Source organism: Synechococcus sp. SYN20 (assembly GCF_014279555.1).
Lineage (GTDB): Bacteria > Cyanobacteriota > Cyanobacteriia > PCC-6307 > Cyanobiaceae > Synechococcus_C.
Genome location: NZ_CP047959.1, coordinates 2,653,997 through 2,672,100, shown reverse-complemented (window position 1 = coordinate 2,672,100; position 18,104 = coordinate 2,653,997). Strand labels below are relative to the sequence as shown.

General features: G+C 52.7%; 18 protein-coding genes. 8 read left to right on the top strand and 10 right to left on the bottom strand.

Annotation, left to right across the window (positions count from 1 at the left end; translation table 11 throughout):
* Window positions 1-219: 219 nt before the first annotated feature.
* A complete protein-coding gene (locus SynSYN20_RS14080; protein ID WP_186524177.1) occupies window positions 220-675 on the top strand; it encodes a nitrate reductase associated protein in 456 nt (151 codons plus the stop codon).
* Here SynSYN20_RS14080 and SynSYN20_RS14075 read toward each other — a convergent pair.
* On the bottom strand, window positions 656-2,884 hold the full coding sequence (locus SynSYN20_RS14075) for a molybdopterin oxidoreductase family protein (protein WP_186524176.1): 2,229 nt from the start codon (window positions 2,882-2,884) through the stop codon (window positions 656-658). The two genes, SynSYN20_RS14080 and SynSYN20_RS14075, sit on opposite strands and share 20 nt — an antisense overlap.
* A 71-nt stretch (window positions 2,885-2,955) precedes the next feature.
* A complete protein-coding gene (locus SynSYN20_RS14070; RefSeq protein ID WP_186524175.1) occupies window positions 2,956-4,518 on the bottom strand; it encodes an MFS transporter in 1,563 nt (520 codons plus the stop codon).
* A 198-nt stretch (window positions 4,519-4,716) separates the two neighbouring features.
* Here SynSYN20_RS14070 and SynSYN20_RS14065 point away from each other — a divergent pair, with 198 nt between their 5' ends.
* From SynSYN20_RS14065 to SynSYN20_RS14055, 3 genes are all read left to right on the top strand, one after another.
* On the top strand, window positions 4,717-5,334 hold the full coding sequence (locus SynSYN20_RS14065) for a molybdenum cofactor guanylyltransferase (protein ID WP_255476296.1): 618 nt from the start codon (window positions 4,717-4,719) through the stop codon (window positions 5,332-5,334).
* On the top strand, window positions 5,331-6,383 hold the full coding sequence (locus SynSYN20_RS14060) for a GTP 3',8-cyclase MoaA (protein WP_186524174.1): 1,053 nt from the start codon (window positions 5,331-5,333) through the stop codon (window positions 6,381-6,383). Before SynSYN20_RS14065 ends, SynSYN20_RS14060 begins: the two co-directional genes overlap by 4 nt.
* 64 nt (window positions 6,384-6,447) lie before the next feature.
* Window positions 6,448-6,939: a redox protein gene (locus SynSYN20_RS14055; RefSeq protein ID WP_186524173.1), complete on the top strand. Its 492-nt coding sequence runs from the start codon at window positions 6,448-6,450 to the stop codon at window positions 6,937-6,939.
* Here the strand turns inward: SynSYN20_RS14055 and SynSYN20_RS14050 are convergent.
* From SynSYN20_RS14050 to SynSYN20_RS14015, 8 genes are all read right to left on the bottom strand, one after another.
* On the bottom strand, window positions 6,927-7,826 hold the full coding sequence (locus tag SynSYN20_RS14050) for a transglutaminase family protein (RefSeq protein ID WP_186524172.1): 900 nt from the start codon (window positions 7,824-7,826) through the stop codon (window positions 6,927-6,929). The two genes, SynSYN20_RS14055 and SynSYN20_RS14050, sit on opposite strands and share 13 nt — an antisense overlap.
* A complete protein-coding gene (locus SynSYN20_RS14045; RefSeq protein ID WP_186524171.1) occupies window positions 7,811-8,809 on the bottom strand; it encodes an alpha-E domain-containing protein in 999 nt (332 codons plus the stop codon). The genes SynSYN20_RS14050 and SynSYN20_RS14045 overlap by 16 nt, the downstream gene beginning before the upstream one ends.
* Window positions 8,803-10,275: a circularly permuted type 2 ATP-grasp protein gene (locus tag SynSYN20_RS14040; RefSeq protein WP_186524170.1), complete on the bottom strand. Its 1,473-nt coding sequence runs from the start codon at window positions 10,273-10,275 to the stop codon at window positions 8,803-8,805. Before SynSYN20_RS14040 ends, SynSYN20_RS14045 begins: the two co-directional genes overlap by 7 nt.
* Before the next feature lie 427 nt (window positions 10,276-10,702).
* A complete protein-coding gene (locus SynSYN20_RS14035; protein WP_186524169.1) occupies window positions 10,703-11,464 on the bottom strand; it encodes a type 1 glutamine amidotransferase in 762 nt (253 codons plus the stop codon).
* A complete protein-coding gene (gene ureC, locus SynSYN20_RS14030) occupies window positions 11,461-13,170 on the bottom strand; it encodes an urease subunit alpha (RefSeq protein ID WP_186524168.1) in 1,710 nt (569 codons plus the stop codon). The genes SynSYN20_RS14035 and ureC overlap by 4 nt, the downstream gene beginning before the upstream one ends.
* 3 nt (window positions 13,171-13,173) lie before the next feature.
* On the bottom strand, window positions 13,174-13,494 hold the full coding sequence (locus tag SynSYN20_RS14025) for an urease subunit beta (RefSeq protein WP_186524167.1): 321 nt from the start codon (window positions 13,492-13,494) through the stop codon (window positions 13,174-13,176).
* A gap of 11 nt (window positions 13,495-13,505) precedes the next feature.
* The gene (locus tag SynSYN20_RS14020; RefSeq protein WP_186524166.1) at window positions 13,506-13,808 is read right to left on the bottom strand and encodes an urease subunit gamma; all 303 of its coding nucleotides are present in this window, start codon (window positions 13,806-13,808) and stop codon (window positions 13,506-13,508) included.
* Window positions 13,809-13,871: 63 nt separating this feature from the next.
* Window positions 13,872-14,762, bottom strand: a complete 891-nt coding sequence (locus SynSYN20_RS14015; RefSeq protein ID WP_186524165.1) for an urease accessory protein UreD — start codon at window positions 14,760-14,762, stop codon at window positions 13,872-13,874.
* A 109-nt stretch (window positions 14,763-14,871) separates the two neighbouring features.
* Between SynSYN20_RS14015 and ureE the strand changes: the two genes are divergently transcribed.
* The 4 genes from ureE (at window position 14,872) to urtA (ending at window position 18,031) form a co-directional block, all read left to right on the top strand.
* Window positions 14,872-15,339: an urease accessory protein UreE gene (ureE, locus tag SynSYN20_RS14010; protein ID WP_186524164.1), complete on the top strand. Its 468-nt coding sequence runs from the start codon at window positions 14,872-14,874 to the stop codon at window positions 15,337-15,339.
* Window positions 15,336-16,016 (top strand): urease accessory protein UreF, encoded by a 681-nt coding sequence (locus tag SynSYN20_RS14005; RefSeq protein ID WP_186524163.1) that lies wholly within the window; start codon window positions 15,336-15,338, stop codon window positions 16,014-16,016. The genes ureE and SynSYN20_RS14005 overlap by 4 nt, the downstream gene beginning before the upstream one ends.
* A complete protein-coding gene (gene ureG / locus SynSYN20_RS14000) occupies window positions 16,016-16,618 on the top strand; it encodes an urease accessory protein UreG (RefSeq protein ID WP_186524162.1) in 603 nt (200 codons plus the stop codon). The genes SynSYN20_RS14005 and ureG overlap by 1 nt, the downstream gene beginning before the upstream one ends.
* Before the next feature lie 117 nt (window positions 16,619-16,735).
* Complete coding sequence (gene urtA / locus SynSYN20_RS13995) at window positions 16,736-18,031, top strand: urea ABC transporter substrate-binding protein (protein ID WP_186524161.1); 1,296 nt, start codon at window positions 16,736-16,738, stop codon at window positions 18,029-18,031.
* Window positions 18,032-18,104 lie beyond the last annotated feature (73 nt).

Here is an 18,104-nt window from a genome sequence, read left to right as displayed (position 1 = left end):
GACACCGAAGGGTGTGCCTGCGTGTGCATTGGCTTCGCTGGTATACCAGCCGTGAAGAGAGCCAAGAAGAAGTCCAAGTGAAATGGCTAAACGCATCGAAGAGGCCATAAGCTCACAAAATCTTCTCTTTGAACGTTGAAGTTCGAGGTTGCGAATGAAACCATTTCGGGGGCGATATCTAAAAATGGTTCAAGATGAACAATTTGCGTCATTCAATGCATGAATCAAGCCAGTCATTGCTTTGGATTTGAGAAAGACTTTGTGGGGAACTGGCGTTGCATTCCTCTTTGTGTGCGCCGGAAACTAGATCTCATCGGTGTCAAATTAAAATTGAGTCATTGGCTTGAGCTCACTCACGAACAGCGCCAAATGCTTGTGGATTGGCCTGATGAGTTGCCAGCTTTGAATGCATTGCGTGAGCACTTGCGACTGCTCACTCGGTTGATGGCCGAGGGGATGGCAAAAGACCTGCCCTTAGCTGTGGATGAACCTTGGCAAGTGTTGGGAGAGCTACCCAGCATTGTGCAGGAATCGGCTCGAAAGAAATCGATTGAGATCAGCGTTAGCCAATGGGCCTCTTTGTTGGAATTAGAGCGTTTTGCTTTATGTAAATTGGCGCGTCCTGGCCATGATCACCACAATTTGAATGCTGCTTTTAGCGAAATGCTGGGATGATCATGCGTCGCAATCTTTTTAAGCGATTGCCTTGCTGTTCGATGGGTTTGATGACGGAGACAGCGGGGGCCACGATGACGGCACTGGCCTTCAATTCAGGTTGTTTCGAAATGGGGCAAGCATGGTCATGCATTAGCGCATTGACCTCACAGGCTTGAGTTTGCGTAAAGCCCCAATGCATGGGAAGAAACACCGTGCCCTTTCGGATCTTGTCTGTGACCAGTACGCGAGCGGTGAGTTGTCCGCGACGTGAGCTGATGGCGGCGAGTTCGCCATGTTCAACAGCAAACTGATCGGCATCCTTTGGGTGAATTTCAAGCAGGGGTTCGGGGTGCATCGTTGTTAAGCGCTTCACCTTCGCGGTGCGCGTCATGGTGTGCCACTGCCCCAGATATCGGCCAATGGTGAGCACCAGTGGGTAGGTGTCACAGGGTGGTTCTGCAAGACCAAGTGGTTGGTCGGTACAGAAGCGTGCTCGTCCATTCGCGGTTGAAAACTTCTGATTGGTGTAAAGCCGTTTTGAATCTTGAGATGGTGAACTGTCTTGTGGAAATGGCCATTGTTGTGGTCCTTCTTTGGCCAAAACGTCATGACTTAACCCTGAAACATCACACAAACGCTCTTTCGTTAGTGCTGTGAATTCTGTATAGACCTCGGCTGCAGAGTTGTATGTGAATTGTTCTTCAAAACCAAGGCGCCGTCCGATCTCGGCAAAGACCTCCCAATCAGCACGGCTTTCTCGATGGGGATTCCTAAATGCAGGGCAGTAAGTGACCCTGCGCTCAGAGTTGGTCATCGTTCCAGCTTTCTCACTCCATTGAGCAGCTGGTAGAAGCAGGTGGGCGTAATGCGATGTTTCTGAGTCTGTATAGGCTTCGCTGACGACGACCAATGGGCAGTGTTTCATCGCTGCTTTCACGCGCTCGAGATCTGGCATGCTCACGAGAGGGTTGGTCGCAGCGACCCACCACAAATCAAGCTCTCCTCGTTCCATCGCCTCCACCTGCTGCCAGGCCGTTAGGCCAGGCTCGGGTGCAATCTTCCCTTGAGGAAACCCCCAGGTTTGTTCGACTTCAGTGCGATGCTCTGGGTTTGTGACTTGACGATATCCAGGAAGAAGGTGGGAGAGGCCGCCTGCTTCTCTTCCTCCCATGGCGTTGGGTTGCCCTGTGAGTGAAAAAGGTCCGGCTCCTTCTTTGCCAATTTGTCCTGTCAACAAGTGCAGATTGATGATTCCTCCCACTACAGCGGTTCCTTCTCGCCGTTGATTCACTCCCATCGACCAGAGGCTTAAGACTTTTTCGCGGCGATGAAAAAGTTGGGCGACTTCCCGTAAGCGTTTTTCTGGAATGCCACAAAATAAGGCCACCCGTCTCGGGGTCCAGCGGGCTACGACATCAAAAAAGGAGTCGTAGTTGTCTGTGCAGTTATCGATAAAAGCTGGGTCCTGTCCGTTTTCACGCATCACCAGGTGGGCGATGCCGTGAAGGAGGGCAAGGTCACTTCCAGGAGCGACCGCTAGGTGGATGTCAGCAGCCTTTGCGGTGTCGGTTTGGCGCGGATCGACCACCACGATGGTGACAGAGCCGGGATGTCTTTTTTTGCGTTTTAGTAAGCGTTGAAAGAGCACTGGATGACATTCAGCGGTGTTGGTTCCGATCAGAAACGCCACAGTGCAATGGTCTAGGTCTTCATAGCTGCAGGGGGGACCATCAGAGCCCAAGCTGCGGGTATAACCCGCAACAGCTGAACTCATGCAGAGTCTTGAATTAGCGTCGAAATTATTAGTACCTAGCGCCCCTTTGAGGAGTTTTTGCGCCAAATAATAGTCTTCGGTATGGAATTGTCCGGAGCCATACATGGCGATGGAGTCTGGTCCCTTGGATTCCAGGCTTGTTTTAATTTGGCTCGAGATGCGCTCAAGAGCTTCATCCCAGCTGATCGGTTGGAAGTCGTCATCAAGACTGGTGCGACCAAGGGGTTGATCCAGTCGGCCCCTTGACAGGGTTTCTCCAACTGTGGCCCCCTTGATGCAAACTTGCCCGAGACTTGATGGATGCAGTCGATCTCCTCTAGCTGTCCACATTGGGGTTCCATCTGCATCTCGCCGGACGGCTTCCCCTTTTTTTGCAGGTGGTCGTAAGTCCAAACCACACCCCACTCCGCAATACGGACATTGACTGCGAATGGTTGTGGTTGGCTCTGCCATGATTTAAAGATGGGTATTAGAAACACCCGGAACCAATAGCGCCGGGTGCAGTCATGAATTGGAATATGGAATCAGTTCTTGGCGAATTCAGGACTCGCTGTTTCTCCTTCATGCAAATCATCGAAAGAACCCTTGGGTTCTTTGAGGAAAAAGAAGCAGAAGAAAGCAACAATTAGGCCAGCGACTCCCAGAACTTGGAAGAAAGCACTATTGGAGGCTGCGATGATGTCTGGTGAAGGATCCTTGCCCCCACCCATCCACATCGGAAGCAGACTAAAAATGGTGAGATAAGTCACAGCTCCGACGTTGCCATACGCACCAACCAAACCAGCAACTTGGCCTGTGACGCGTCGCTTCACCAAAGGAACCATTGCAAACGTTGCCCCCTCTCCTGATTGAACGAAGAAAGAGGCCAACATGGTTATTAATACAGCGATGATGATCCCTGTGGTTCCGCTGAACGTACCAGGTTTGATCATGCTCATGACGAGGTAACCAATCCCTAAGCCTCCTGTTAAGAACGCCATCGTGTTCTTACGACTGCCAAGCTTGTCGGAGATCAGACCTCCGGCTGGGCGAGCGACAAGATTCACAAAAGCAAAGCAGGAGGCAAGGATGCCAGCTGTTGCCTTAGGGAGATCAAAAGTGGTTTCGAAAAATGTTGGCAACATTGAAACGACGGCCAACTCAGATCCAAAGTTCACAATGTATGTGAGTTCAAGAATGGCAACCTGCTTGAATTCGTAGCGATCTTCTTTGGGGTACGTTTTCGTACCCATGATCAGTTCTCGATTGGTGCGAATGATTCCCCAGGTTTGAAAGATAAACCAGATCAGAACCGCACCTAAGGCCAGTGGATAGGTGCCTGCATTCAGGAAGCCAACCTTCTGTAGGCGCCAACAGAGCACACAGAGAATGGCGGCAAACGGTACATTCATACCCACCAATCCCCAGAAATCACGCATCGATGTGACTTCCAATCCTGCTGTGCGCTCAGGCTTTTGATAAGTCTTACCAGGAGGTGTATCGCTAACGTTGAAGTAATAAATAAAGCCGTATACAGCAGAAATAATTCCCGTTAGTGCAATGGCACCACGCCAATTAAGGACGGCACCTGATGGCAATTCGAAGCCACCTGAGAACGAGAGCCATCCGGCGAGTCCTACGAGCGTTAGAGCCGAGAACGCTGATCCGAAATTGCCCCAACCTCCATAGATCCCTTCAGCTAGGCCTATTTCTTTGGGTGGGAACCATTCGGCAACCATGCGGATCCCGATCACAAAGCCTGCACCCACGATGGATAACAGCAGGCGCGCCACGACTAATTGGTTGAAGTCTTGGGCAGAGGCGAACATCAGGCAAGGAATGACCGAAAAAACCAGCAGGCTGGAATAGGTCAGTCGAGGCCCGTATTTATCGAGGAGCATTCCAATCAGAACGCGGGCTGGGATCGTGAGGGCTACGTTGCAAATGGCAACGGTGCGGATTTGACCGAGAGTTAATCCCAAATCGGCCTTAACGGTGGTGGCCAAGGGCGCCAGATTGAACCAGACGACAAAGGTCAGAAAAAATGCGAACCAGGTGAGGTGAAGAGTTTTATATCTCCCCTGGAACGACCAGAGTTCTCCAAGCATGGGGTAATTAAATGTGTGTAGAAAAACCTCTGCTTCTAAAAAATGCGCTGAGGTGTCAAGCTACGGCGCACATGCAAACCGCCTACTTATTTGATCATTAGATCGCCATTGTCTTGGTTGCATTGGATACGAAATTCAGTGGGATGATGATCTTTGCTTTTCATTTTTCGTCTTCTTCGCTACATTTTGGGACCTGAGATGTCCAATAATTTGTTGGCTATGGATGTGCCGTCGGTGCAGGGGCTTCGAGCTTGTCTGCTTTGTGGAGGGAAGAGTCGTCGCATGGGACGAGACAAATCACTCATCCCTCACCCTCAAGGTGGTTCTTGGTTGTCGCACAGCATTGGTTTGTGCCGTCGTCTTGATCTGCCAGTTGATGTTGTTAGCTCAATTTCTAGTCATCATCAGTTGGCTTCAAGGTTTGATGGGGTTGAGTGCAGGCCGGACCCTTTCCCTGGTCAGGGGCCTCTGGCTGCTTTGTCGGCTGTGTTTGGTCAGGAGAACGTTCTCGCTTCACTCGTCCTTCCTGTTGATATGCCTTGGTTGGAATCTTGGGCTCTGGTCCAGTTGATTCGTGCTTGGCAGGAGCAGCCTTCATTGGCTGTGGTGTCGCATGACAGCACACAGCTTCAACCCCTGTTTGCTATCTACCCCAATGACAGCATTTATCGAGAAACCCTATTGCGTCAGTTGGCTGATCATCGGCTGAGCATGCATGATTGGCTTAGGAGGGTTCCGCATCGGGTACTTGCATTGCCGAAGGGGGCGTTGCGCAATGTCAATTGTCCCGCTGATCTAGTAACTCTCGACGAATGACAAAGCCATCACATGTCATTGATCTCCTGGCTAGGCCGTTGGGAGTTTTAAGGTTATCTCTAACCGCGAGATGTAACTTAGCGTGTCCATATTGTTGCCCAGAAAGTATTGAGCCTCCGGGTTTGTTGAATACATATGATCAGCTTCGGTTGATTCATGCGGCCTGTCAGTTGGGAGCACATACGCTTCGACTCACGGGCGGTGAACCTTTGCTCAGCGATCGCCTTTGGCCGCTTCTTGATGCCCTCTCGGTTGGTAGGCAGTCGGTTTCTCACCCCTTCAGTCGCTTGAAAGAGGTTGCTATCACCACCAATGGTTCTCTTCTCGATCATCAGAAGGCGAGCCGATTGCGCGCGGCGGGAGTGGATCGCATCACGATCAGCTTGGATGCCGTTGACGGCGCGAGTATTGCGCGAATGGCTGGCTTGCGCTCTGGCCCTGAAGCTGGGAATGCTCTGTTGGAGCGGGTGCTGGCTGGCATTGATGCGGCTCATGCTGCTGGGTACAACCCTGCGCAGGGACGCCTCAAGCTCAATGCTGTAATCCAACGCGGCCACAATGATGATCAGTTGATTCCATTAGCACAGCTGGCCAGACAACAAGGATTGCAGTTGCGTCTGATCGAATATATGGATGTAGGTAATCGCAATGGCTGGTGTCGTGATCAGGTGATGCCAGCTAATGAGATGATTCAGCTTCTTCATCGTCATTGGCCACTTCAATCGATTGGTCGTCCAGTTGCTGGGACGTGTCGGCAGTGGTCCTATAAAGATGGTGGTGGGATGGTTGGCACAATTGCCTCAATTACAGAGCCATTCTGTTCTGATTGCAATCGTCTTAGGATCACTGCAGATGGGCAAGCGTTTACCTGTCTATTTGCGAGTGAAGGCCTTGATTTGCGTCCATCGCTTCGTATGGATGTCTCCGACTCGGAGCTTGCAGAGGTGATGGCACAGCTGTGGATTGGGCGTTCAGATCGTTTTAGTGAAGAGCGTGGATTGATACAGAAAGGGAATCATCATGCTGAGATGGCTTACTTGGGCGGATGAGTGGCCTTTGCTACGGATTGAAAAAGATATCGGCGTTAAACCTGGCTGCTAAATCTTTGTTGAGATGTTCGAACTTATTCCGTATACGCGATTTCGCGATACCCCATCTGTCAGGTTTTTTGATATCACCATTCCTGATTCAAATGCGCGTGATCTAGTGACACATCGTGGACCAGCGGTGAGTCCGCCGGATGCTGAAGAGAGTGGGGCGTGGCAGTTTTATTTGCATCCTCACCAAGACGACAATCTTCTTGCCGCTAGTGGTGGACGAACCTTCTATTTGGTGAATTTGGCTTGGGAACATCCCTTTCACATCGTCCGTTTGGACAGTGGGGGTGACATTCTTAATATCCCAAGAGGTACATTTCACCGGTCCTTGTCTGATCCCGATGGATCTGTTGTGCTTAATCAGGCCAAACGAAATCCCAATGCATGCATAGAGAGAGAGTTTCGTGTTTATAACAGCCTGAAGATTCCAAAGCTCTATGAAGTTACTTCTAAGGCTGCAGCGCGTCCTCTTTTGCATGGTCTTGAACCTGTCCTTCAAGCAGCGTGAGTGTGTTTGATCGCCATGCCCTCTGGCCTTGATCCTGAGACCTTGGCTTTGATTGTCCAGTTGAGGGTGCTGATCGTGTTCGGTGGACCTTTGAAATCGCCTGAAACAGCAGCGGTTAACTCTGGTTTTGAGGAGCTGGCCAGCACGATGTAGCGCTCGCTGATTTCGCTTCCAGAGCTGGGGTCAAAACCACGCCATCCGGCTCCAGGTAGATAGATCTCGGCCCAGGCATGAAGGTCGTAGTCATCAGGGGCAGGATCGGTGAGTTGATATCCGCTAGTGAACCGTGCAGGTAACCCGACGCTGCGGCAACATTCCACCATCAACATGGCTAAGTCTCGGCAAGAGCCCACTCTTTCCCTCAGGGTTCGGCCAGCTGGCCAAGCTGGGCCTAAATGTCGTTCGGTGTATTTCACCCGGTCTTGAATGGTCGCCATCAGTTGGCGCAAAAACGGCAAGGTTTGCTGGTTTCCCCCCATCAATGCATCTTGGGCTAGGGCTATGGCTGAGGGATCGTGTTGACCGTTCGGTAACCAGCCTTCAAGCGCACCGTGAAGATCAGGATTGAGATGTCCGCGGGGGTATGGAAGCGGAGGATTCAGTGGGTTGAAACATTCTTCCAGTGGCGCTGCAGCTTGGGTTTCCACTTTGCTGCGTGCTTCGATGCACAAATGGTCTGTTGTGCCTTGAAAGCGGATGCGTTGAATCTCATCTCCACTGGCTGCAACGAGAGCGTGGAGATGACTTGGTTTTGGAGACACGATCAGCTGATGTTCAAGCAGTCGCTGATGACCATGACCTCTTGGTTGGAGGCACAGGCGGTGATCGCCAAGGCTGATGGGTGCGTCGTATCGATACGTAAGGGTGTGGGTTAGCTCAGCGAGCATGAGGGGTCGTTCGAAATGGTTGAGGGGTCCTGCGGTGTGTGATCGGCGGTGCGGAAATAGCTTGTATGAATGAGCTCATGCAGTTGATTGAGATCGGTCTGCAGTTGATCAATCGCTTCGTGTAAACCGTGGTCAATCAGAGACTGAATGCGCACGTAACTCCACTTGGCCACCAGCTGACCGCGCAGGCATTCGAGATCGTCAGGTGATCCTGGAATGGGTTTGTGTTGAATTCTCTCGAGAATGTTGTTGATCTCTTGCAGGCAAAATCGGACGGATCTGGGAAAAATTGGATCTAGTAGAAGAAAGCGGGCTACTGAGGTGGGACTGATTGCTTGTTGGACGCTTTGTCGATACATCTGATAGGCACCAGCGGTACGGAGAAGAGCAATCCATTGCAGTTCATCCATTACTCCGCCTACTGCGCTGGGGATTGGTAAGAGCAGAAAGTACTTCACATCAAGGATGCGGGAGGTTTTATCAGCTCTTTCGATGAGCCGGCCTAGACGGCTAAACAACCAGGCTTGATCGCGGCTGAGTGTGACGTCAGTGATGCCATAAAACAGTTGGCAACCGCGACGAATATTGCGAAGTTGCTCTTGGTCTGGTTCCCGCCATAGGGCTTCTCCATCCTGAAGATTCCAAAAAAGATCGTTGATGTGCTCCCACATCTCTGTAGAGATCACATCGCGGATCTGGCGTGCATTTTCACGAGCATTCGAGATACAGCTCACAATGCTGTTGGGGTTGTCATTGTCGAGGAGTAAGAAGTTTCTGACATCTTTTGGTGATTGACGCGGATAGCTTTGATCGAAGCGTTGGCGATCGCCATTCGCATCGATTAATGGCAACCAGGGTTCAGCGTTGCTGCTGGGATTGTCCAGAGCCATTGCTTCGCTCACCTCAAGAAAGCGAGAGATGTTTTCAGCGCGCTCCACAAAACGGTTGATCCAATAAAGGGAGTCCGCGACGCGGCTCAACACGGTATGGCCTCCAGATCTTTCATCTTTGCTTGCGTATCACTCACCACCCAGGTGTCTTTGCAACCGCCACCTTGGGAGGAATTCACTACCAAAGATCCACGTCTTAAGGCCACGCGGGTCAGTCCACCTGGACTGACCCAGTTCGTTTTTCCACGCAGTACATAAGGACGTAAGTCCACATGGCACGGATAGAGCTCACCATCACTGAGAGATGGAACGGTGGAAAGCTGCAATGTGGGCTGTGCGATGAAATTTCGTGGATGAGCCTTGATCTTTGCGGCAAAGGCTTCGATTTCACTTGTTGAGGCGTGTGGACCGATCAACATTCCGTAGCCCCCTGCTTCAGCGACCGATTTCACGACGAGTGATTTGAGGTGTTCCAACACGTAGGTCAGGTCATCTGGTCTTGAGCAGAGATAGGTGGGAACATTTTCGATGATGGGTTCCTGCCCGAGGTAGTAGCGAATCATCTTGGGTACGTAGGCGTAAATGAGCTTGTCGTCGGCAACGCCAGTTCCTGGTGCATTGGCGATAGCGACGTTGCCCTTGCACATCGCTTCCATGAGGCCAGGCACTCCAAGGATGGAATCGCGGCGGAACACATTGGGATCGAGAAAGTCATCGTCAATCCGTCGATAGATCACATCAATCTGCTGCAATCCCTCTGTGCTGTGCATCCATACATGGCCGTTCTCGCAGACCAAGTCTCTGCCTTCCACGAGCGTGACTCCCATCTGCTGGGCAAGATAACTGTGTTCGAAATAGGCGCTGTTGAACACTCCTGGAGTGAGAAGTGCCACGCGCGGAGTATCACTCCATGGAGCTAAGTCTTGCAGAGTTCTCAGTAAGTGAGAGGGGTAATCATCGATTGCTTGGATCTGGCGTCCCTCAAAAAGACTCGGGAATAATCGCTTCATGACACGACGGTTTTCGAGGAAATAAGCCACTCCTGAGGGGCAGCGCAGGTTGTCTTCTAGGACACGCCAATTGCCGTCGCCATCTCTGATTAAGTCAAGACCAGATATATGACACCAGCGTCCCAAGGGTAATTTGATATCTTGCATTTCTGGTCGCCAGCCCTGAGAACTTTCAACGTCTTCCCGAGGGATGACCCCATCGTGGAGAATGCGTTGTGGCCCATAAATATCTGCTAAGAAATGGTCAATTGCATCTAGGCGTTGCAGTAAACCCTCTTCCAAAGTGCTCCATTCACTTTTGTGAATCAATCTGGGTAGGGGGTCAAAAGGAAGGATCCGTTCGGCTTCGCGGGGTCCTGAGTCGTTGATTCGGAATGTGGCTCCAAGGCGCCTTAATAGATTGCTGGCAGAGGCATGGTTGCGTTTGAGTTCGGCAAGGCCGATGTCACCAAGTGAGTTGAGAAGAGGCTCTAGATCTTTGCGTGGGGCGGCCTCCTTCTTGCAGAAATATTCGTCATATCCATGCGATGGCTGGTAATCCTTGAACATCGCCTCAACTGCTTCTGATCGTTCCCATCCAATCGCTTTGCATGCAGCTGACCCAGTGTTGTTTGTTACTGATTTGTAAATTGTTGGTTTTGCCCAAGCTTTCGCTCAGGATTCTTTGTTTTTTGGCTGTATGTGAGCACTCTTAACGGCTCTTCTTTCTTGTTTTTCTGCGGTGATGTGGTGGTCTGTATGCAATTTGATTGTTTTCTTGATCTCCTATTAGATGGTGTTTGAGGTATGCCTCCTTGAGGTGAGAATGCGAGGCTGCATGTTTCAAATCTTCGCTATAAGAGCCCGTAATCGGCATGTCTTAGTAGAAGCTTCTAGTTTGATTAGTGCTCGATATAGAATTGTATCCTGAGGATGGATAGAGTTGTCTTTGTGTTGAACAAGATGCGGATTGTGAATTCTTTTGCCTGTTTGAGGGTTAGATTGCTTGGGTGGTAAGAAGTGTCAATGCATTGCCGATAAAATGGCGTCCTTGGTGTTCAACTAAGTTGCCGAACCGTTCACTATCTTGTTGTAATCGTTTGGGTCCATCCGGCCCCATTGCGCTCACGATGTAGTTGTGGTCTTCTCGAATCCATTGCTTGAGATTTCTTGTCGTTAGTTCCATATGACATTGCAAGCCAATGGCATTCCAGCCAATACGGAAGACTTGTTCTTGGCAATGCAGGGATGAACCCAGCAAGGTTGCTGTTGGAGGTAGCTGGATGCGATCACCATGCCAGTGCAGGACCATTTCACTGGGTTGTAAGCCCATGAGGAGTGGTTCGCTGCTTGGTTTCATGAGCCAATGAATGGCTCCGTAGCCAACCTCTTTCAGGGGTTGAGGCGGCAGTCCCACTCGCAAGGGTTGTACTGCTCCACCGGCAGCGACCGCTAAAAGTTGTGCGCCGAGGCAGATTCCCAGCACTGGATTGTTTTGTTGATGCCAAAGAGCGAGCCAGTCCAACTCCCGTTGCATCCAAGCCATCCCATCTTGATGTCGCTCGCCGACACTCATCGGCCCTCCGAGAAGGACGGCGATTGTATTTTTCGTGCTGATGGGGTCGGGGAGAGGCTCCCCTTGGTCAGGGCGAATCGTGTGAATGACCATCCCTTGCTCCAGCGCGATTTCTGCAACGAGATCAGGGCCTTCTCGATCGATGTGCTGCACCACCAGCAAGGTGGGGGCGTTCGTGGTCAAAGCAGTAGATAACGCTGGGCGAGTGGCAACACCTCCGCTGGTTCACAGGTGAGAAGCTCGCCATCGGCAAACACCTCATAGGTCTGTGGATCCACGGTCATCTTTGGAAGTGCTGAGTTGAGTTTGAGAGCACTTTTGCCAACGCTGCGTGTGTTTTCTACGGCGATGCAGGTGCGTTCCAGCCCGAGTTTGCTTTGGATGTTGTCGTTCATGGCTGCATCGCTCATGAAGGTGAGGCAACTGGGGGCAAGGGCTTTGCCGAAGGCAGCAAACATGGGTCGTCCATGCACTGGTCCTGGTGTTGGGATTGAGGAGTTGGCATCACCCATTTGGGCCCAGACGATCGAACCGCCTTTTACAACGAGTTGAGGTCGTATGCCAAAGAATCCTGGTTTCCAGAGCACTAAATCAGCGAGTTTGCCTGTTTCCACCGACCCCACCTGACGGCTGATGCCGTGGGCGATCGCTGGATTGATCGTGACCTTTGCGATGTAGCGCTTCAGGCGGTGGTTGTCGTTACGGCTTGAGTCTTCTGGCAGTGCTCCGCGTTGAACCTTCATCTTGTGGGCTGTTTGGAAGGTGCGTGTGATCACTTCTCCCACACGTCCCATCGCTTGGGAGTCGCTGGCGATGATCGAGAAGGCGCCGAGATCGTGAAGGATGTCTTCAGCAGCAATCGTTTCGCGGCGGATGCGTGATTCCGCAAAGGCCACATCTTCAGGGATTTTTGGATCAAGGTGATGGCACACCATCAACATGTCGAGGTGCTCCTCGAGGGTGTTGCGTGTGTAGGGGCGTGTGGGGTTGGTGCTGCTGGGAAGTACGTTTGCTTCGCCGCAGATTTTGATGATGTCTGGTGCATGGCCGCCGCCCGCACCCTCTGTATGAAAGGTATGGATCGTGCGGCCTTTGATTGCGGCGATGGTGTCTTCCACGAAGCCGGCTTCGTTGAGCGTGTCGGTGTGGATGCAAACCTGCACATCCATTTGATCGGCCACCGATAGGCAGGCATCGATGGCGGCCGGCGTGGTACCCCAATCCTCATGCAACTTGAGGCCGCATGCGCCTGCTCGTACTTGTTCCTCCAAGGCTTCTGGTGTGCTGGCGTTTCCTTTCCCGAAAAAGCCCAGGTTGACGGGAAGCCCTTCTGCTGCCTGCAGCATTCGGCTGATGTGAAACGCACCTGGGGTGCAGGTGGTGGCATTGGTTCCAGTGGCCGGTCCCGTCCCACCGCCCATGAGTGTGGTCACTCCGCTGGCCAGGGCCGTTTCAATTTGTTGGGGGCAGATGAAATGGATGTGCGTGTCAATCCCACCTGCTGTGAGGATGTGCCCTTCGCCAGCAATCGCTTCGGTGCCGGGCCCAATCACGATGGTGACGCCTTCTTGGATGTCGGGGTTGCCGGCCTTGCCGATGCCAACGATGCGGCCATCTTTTAGCCCGATATCGGCCTTGACAATGCCCCACCAATCAAGGATGAGGGCATTGGTAATCACGGTGTCAACGGCTCCTCCAGCCCGCGAGGTTTGGGATTGGCCCATCCCATCGCGAATCACCTTTCCGCCGCCGAATTTCACCTCATCGCCGTAGGTGGTGAAGTCCTTCTCCACTTCAAGGATGAGTTCGGTGTCCGCTAAACGAATGCGGTCACCAGTGGTGGGCCCATAGGTTTCGGCGTAGGCCTGGCGGGAGATGCGGTAGGGCATGAATCAGGCGTCGAGGGGTCCGTTGATGTGTCCGTTGAAGCCGACCACGCGGCGTGCTCCAGAAAACGGGATCAAATTCACGTCGCGGTTGTCACCGGGTTCGAAGCGAATGGCCGTACCGGCTGGAATGTCGAGCCTTTGGCCGCGTGCAGCGTCACGGTCAAAGATCAGGGCCGCATTGGCTTCTTGGAAATGGAAGTGGGATCCCACCTGTACGGGACGGTCACCGCTGTTGGCAACGCTGAGGGTTGTGACCTCCCTATTGGCATTGAGTTCAAGTTCGCCGGGTTCCGGGATCAATTCACCGGGGATCAGGGGTGCCATCAGAGAAAGCCTTAGCGAATGGGGTCATGCAGGGTTACGAGCTTGGTTCCATCGGGAAACACAGCCTCGATTTGGACTTCATCGACTAACTCCGGAATGCCCTCCATCACCTGGTCGCGGCTTAACCATGTGCTTCCTTCCTGCATGAGGTCGGCCACATTCTTCCCATCGCGTGCGCCTTCTATAACCAAGAAACTGAGCCATGCCACAGCTTCCGGGTGGTTGAGCTTGAGGCCGCGCTGGAGTCGACGTTCTGCCAAGAGTGCAGCCGTGACGATCAGTAGCTTGTCTTTTTCCTGGGGGCTGAGGTGCATGCTGACCTTGCACTCCGCTTAGTTTCTATCTCCCGGGGCCAGCGGAATGTTCAGGCTGAACGCTTAGACCTTCAAGGGATCTTCCTGTAAAGGCCAGACCCTGGGAATCTTCGGCGCAGCCAGGGCTCTTGCCTGACGGGTGCGAGCCCAAATCCTGCTGAACCAGAAACGGGCATCACGGCTCGAGAAGCCGCTGTAACGGGCGATCAGTCCCTGGGGGAGTACGCCGCAATGCATGGTCCCTTTGAGTTCGTTTCGATCCTGCCGAATGTCATCAAGGAGGGTGTTGAGCTTGTCTGTTGGGAGAGGGAAGGGTGCCGCCCAAACCAAGGTGCCGAAGACCGGTTGTTGATTGAGTCCATGCACTCCCTTCAGCGCTGCGTCGCTGATTTCGAGCCGATCAACAAGCTCCCAGCGCCTTCCCTCAGCCGTTTGACGTTGAATTTGGAGGCTAGATCTCCAGCATCCGCGGCCCAATGTTTCATTTGCGGCAGTGCGCCCGAGACGCACAATTTCTGCGCTGAGAAACGATCCATCCATCGGCAAGGTGACGCTGAGGTTTTGTTCAAACAGAGCGTCGGCATACAGCACGAGCTCTTGGGGAAGCCACTCCAGATCGGTCTCGGCATCAAGCTCTGCCAAGACCTGTTGGCGGGCCCAAGCCCCCTGGGGATGGAGCTGGCTGCGACCCACTGATCCATATACCTTTTGCGCGGCCACGCTGGTGAGCAGGCAGCGACTGCCTGGTCTTAAGCCGAGGTTGACGCTCAATTGGTCTCCTCCCACAAGACCGCCAGCGGTGTGAAGCAGAGGAAGCTCGCAACGCCCGTTTTCTCCTCGTTCGGCGCGCATCAATTTCAAGGGGGCGGTGCAGCCCCCTTGATGCTGACTGCCGCTGCTGCCTGCAAAAAACTGCAGGTTGCAGGTGCCGTGCCATGGATCAAGTCGATGCATGGATGCACGCTCGACGCCAACTCTTCTTGGCTGTGTAGCAAGCACTACCAAACGAAGGCGTGCTGTTTGGGCAGTCTTTGTTGCGTGATCTCTTTGGCTGTCTGAACCCTTGGATGTTGGTTTGATCGTGTTGGACCATCGCCTCTTGTCTGAGGAGCCATTGCCTGACGCCACCCTCGCGGTGATGGAGTTGCCGCTGAGTGCGGATCAGCGCACGGTGCTGCGTGGCCGTCGTCGCACAGCCTGTGGTCGAGAGGTGTTGTTGCAGCTGCCACGCGAGCGGGCCTTGGCGCCTGGTGATCGCCTCACCAATTCCCCTCGGCAGGTGCATGTGTTGGTGACCGCTGCTCCTGAGGAGTTATTGCGAGTGCAGGCAGCAACGCCGCTGGCCTTGCTTGAGGCCGCTTATCACCTTGGCAATCGCCATGTGGCTCTTGAGTTGCATGAGCATGAGCTGTTGTTGCTCGATGACTCTGTGCTCGCCACCATGCTCAATGGCCGTGGATTGAAGCTGACACGGTGTTGTGGTCCATTTAGGCCCGAAGGCGGTGCTTATCTCGCCCATCAGCACGCATGACCTCGCTTGCATTGCTGCAGTTGGTGAGTCCTGCCTTGCCCGTTGGTGCGTTTAGTTATTCCGAGGGGCTTGAGGTTTTGATCCAAGATGGCGATCTGAACGATGCATTCGAACTTCAGAACTGGATTGAAGCGGAACTGCAGAGAGGTGCACTGAGGTTGGAAGCTGCGGCGTTACAACCATTGCGTGCTCTGTTTCAAGTCTGGGAGGGCGAAGGGTTAGGGATGCCCAGCGACTTGATCTCTCTGGATGGCTGGTTGCTGGCTTTGAGGGAGTCGGCTGAGGTGCGTGCCCAGCACGTGCAGATGGGCGGTTCTTTGCTGGCGTTGATGGCTGATCTTGGACATCCGTTGCCTCAGGCATTGCCTCAGCGGGTGGTCTTGGCTTGGCCAGCGGCCTGGGCTTGGGCTGCTTTGTCGTTGAAGATCTCTGAACAGGAGATGGTGGAGGGTTATCTCTATGGCTGGGTTGCGAATCAGCTCAGTGCGGCTGTCCGCTTGGTGCCGCTTGGTCCCACCACGGCTCAACGGATCCAACAGCAACTGTTGCCGATGATTCGTGATCAGGCGAGGGTTTTGAAGGATCAAGATCCGCGCACCCTTTGGTCTGGTGGTGCTGGTGCAGGGCTCGCCCAGTTGGCTCATGCTGAGTTGTATTCACGTTTGTTCCGAAGCTGATGAGCAGCAAACTCAGGCTTGGCGTCGCCGGTCCGGTGGGCTCAGGTAAAACAGCGCTCGTGGAAGCGCTCTGCAGGAGATTGCGTGATCGCCTGCAGTTAGCTGTTGTAACCAATGACATCTATACGCAAGAGGATGCCCAATTCCTAACGCGCTCAGGTGCATTAGAGCCGGAGCGTATCCGCGGTGTTGAAACCGGGGGGTGCCCCCATACGGCGATACGAGAAGACTGCTCCATCAACCGAGCTGCTGTAAGTGAATTGGAGCAGCAATTTCCCGGTCTTGATCTGGTGATGGTTGAAAGCGGCGGTGACAATCTTGCGGCCAGTTTTAGTCCCGAATTAGTGGACCTTTGCATCTACGTGATTGATGTAGCGGCTGGGGACAAGATTCCTCGTAAGGGCGGACCTGGAATTACACGGTCCGATTTATTGGTGATTAACAAGATTGATCTGGCTCCCCTGGTTGGTGCCGATTTGGGTGTGATGGAACAGGACACACTGAGGATGCGCGGGGATCGGCCCTGGTGTTTTACCAACCTTCGGACGGGAGAAGGACTCGATCGCGTGGAAGCCTTTGTGTTGCAACAGATACAAGAATGAATCGTATTTAGGCGCTTAAGAGCCAAATTGTTTTTATTGATACAGGAACTTGCGGCTCTTGATCTGTACCTTTCGTGCTCCGACGTTTAAGCGTCGATTCACTTGTTTTTGGTACTCATGAGTTCATCATTGTCCAAGCGTCTCTTTGCCGGCATGGCCGCAGCGTCGCTGGGTCTGGCCGTCACCGCTTGTGGTGGTGGCGATGAGAAAGCCTCCAGCGTGGAATTCGACGACAGCGTCACTGTCGGCATCCTTCATTCTCTAACGGGGACGATGGCGATTTCTGAGTCCACCTTGGTGGATACAGAAAAGATGGCCATTGATGAAATCAATGCTGCCGGTGGTGTTGAGGTGGACGGCAAGAAGTACAAAATTGATTACATCGTTGAAGACGGTGCCTCCGATTGGCCCACGTTTGCTGAGAAGTCCAAAAAACTCATCGATCAGGACAAAGTTCCTGTTGTGTTTGGCGGCTGGACCTCTGCTAGCCGTAAGGCAATGCTTCCGGTGTACGAATCGAAGGATGCTTTTCTGTATTACCCAATTCAGTACGAAGGGCAAGAATGTTCGAAGAATATTTTTTACACCGGCGCGACTCCTAACCAGCAGTCGGAGCCAGCGACCAGCTTCATGTTCGAGAAGTCACCAGCTGCAGGAAAGCCTTTCTATCTAGTGGGCTCTGACTATGTCTTCCCTCGTACTTCAAACACCATCACCAAGGAGCAGGTGAAGTCTCTGGGTGGAGAAGTGGTTGGTGAAGACTATTTGCCCCTAGGTAATACTGAGGTTGCTCCAATTATTGCCAAGATTAAAAAAGCCTTGCCTGATGGTGGTGTAATTATCAACACCTTGAACGGTGACCAGAATGTTGCTTTCTTTAAGCAGATTCAGGATGCTGGCATCACTCCTGAAAAGGGTTACTACGTGATGAGCTATTCCATTGCTGAAGAAGAAATCAGCACAATTGGACCTGAGTTCCTTGAGGGCCATTACGGCGCTTGGAACTACATGATGTCCATTGATACGCCGGCTTCGAAGAAGTTTGCTGCTGACTTCAAAGCTAAGTATGGCGCTGACCGCGTTGTTGCCGACCCTCAAGAGTCTGCATACAACATGGTCTACCTCTGGAAGCAGGCTGTTGAGAAAGCCGGTACTTTCGATGACGACAAAGTACGTGAAGCCCTGATCGGTATTAAGTTTGATGCTCCTCAAGGACCCATCGAGGTTCGTCCTAACCATCACATCTCTCAAATCGTTCGGATCGGAGAGATCACTGCAGATGGTCAGTTTGAAATCGTAGAAGAGTCGGACAGCCCAATTGATCCTCAGACCTGGAACCAGTTTGAGCCCACATCGAAGGGCTTCGCTTGCGATTGGTCTGATCCCAGCAAGGGAGAGAAGTACAAGCTCTGATCATCGATAGCTCCATCTATTGATGGATTGCTACAGGAGGAGTCCCTTGGGGGCTCCTCTTTTTATTTGTTTC

Coding starts and splice junctions, on each gene's coding strand:
- SynSYN20_RS14080 (WP_186524177.1), top strand. CDS start 220: ATGAATCAAGCCAGTCATTGCTTTGGATTTGAGAAAGACTTTGTGGGG.
- SynSYN20_RS14075 (WP_186524176.1), bottom strand. CDS start 2,884: ATGGCAGAGCCAACCACAACCATTCGCAGTCAATGTCCGTATTGCGGA.
- SynSYN20_RS14070 (WP_186524175.1), bottom strand. CDS start 4,518: ATGCTTGGAGAACTCTGGTCGTTCCAGGGGAGATATAAAACTCTTCAC.
- SynSYN20_RS14065 (WP_255476296.1), top strand. CDS start 4,717: ATGTCCAATAATTTGTTGGCTATGGATGTGCCGTCGGTGCAGGGGCTT.
- SynSYN20_RS14060 (WP_186524174.1), top strand. CDS start 5,331: ATGACAAAGCCATCACATGTCATTGATCTCCTGGCTAGGCCGTTGGGA.
- SynSYN20_RS14055 (WP_186524173.1), top strand. CDS start 6,448: ATGTTCGAACTTATTCCGTATACGCGATTTCGCGATACCCCATCTGTC.
- SynSYN20_RS14050 (WP_186524172.1), bottom strand. CDS start 7,826: ATGCTCGCTGAGCTAACCCACACCCTTACGTATCGATACGACGCACCC.
- SynSYN20_RS14040 (WP_186524170.1), bottom strand. CDS start 10,275: ATGTTCAAGGATTACCAGCCATCGCATGGATATGACGAATATTTCTGC.
- ureC (WP_186524168.1), bottom strand. CDS start 13,170: ATGCCCTACCGCATCTCCCGCCAGGCCTACGCCGAAACCTATGGGCCC.
- SynSYN20_RS14025 (WP_186524167.1), bottom strand. CDS start 13,494: ATGGCACCCCTGATCCCCGGTGAATTGATCCCGGAACCCGGCGAACTT.
- SynSYN20_RS14020 (WP_186524166.1), bottom strand. CDS start 13,808: ATGCACCTCAGCCCCCAGGAAAAAGACAAGCTACTGATCGTCACGGCT.
- SynSYN20_RS14015 (WP_186524165.1), bottom strand. CDS start 14,762: ATGCATCGACTTGATCCATGGCACGGCACCTGCAACCTGCAGTTTTTT.
- SynSYN20_RS14005 (WP_186524163.1), top strand. CDS start 15,336: ATGACCTCGCTTGCATTGCTGCAGTTGGTGAGTCCTGCCTTGCCCGTT.
- ureG (WP_186524162.1), top strand. CDS start 16,016: ATGAGCAGCAAACTCAGGCTTGGCGTCGCCGGTCCGGTGGGCTCAGGT.
- urtA (WP_186524161.1), top strand. CDS start 16,736: ATGAGTTCATCATTGTCCAAGCGTCTCTTTGCCGGCATGGCCGCAGCG.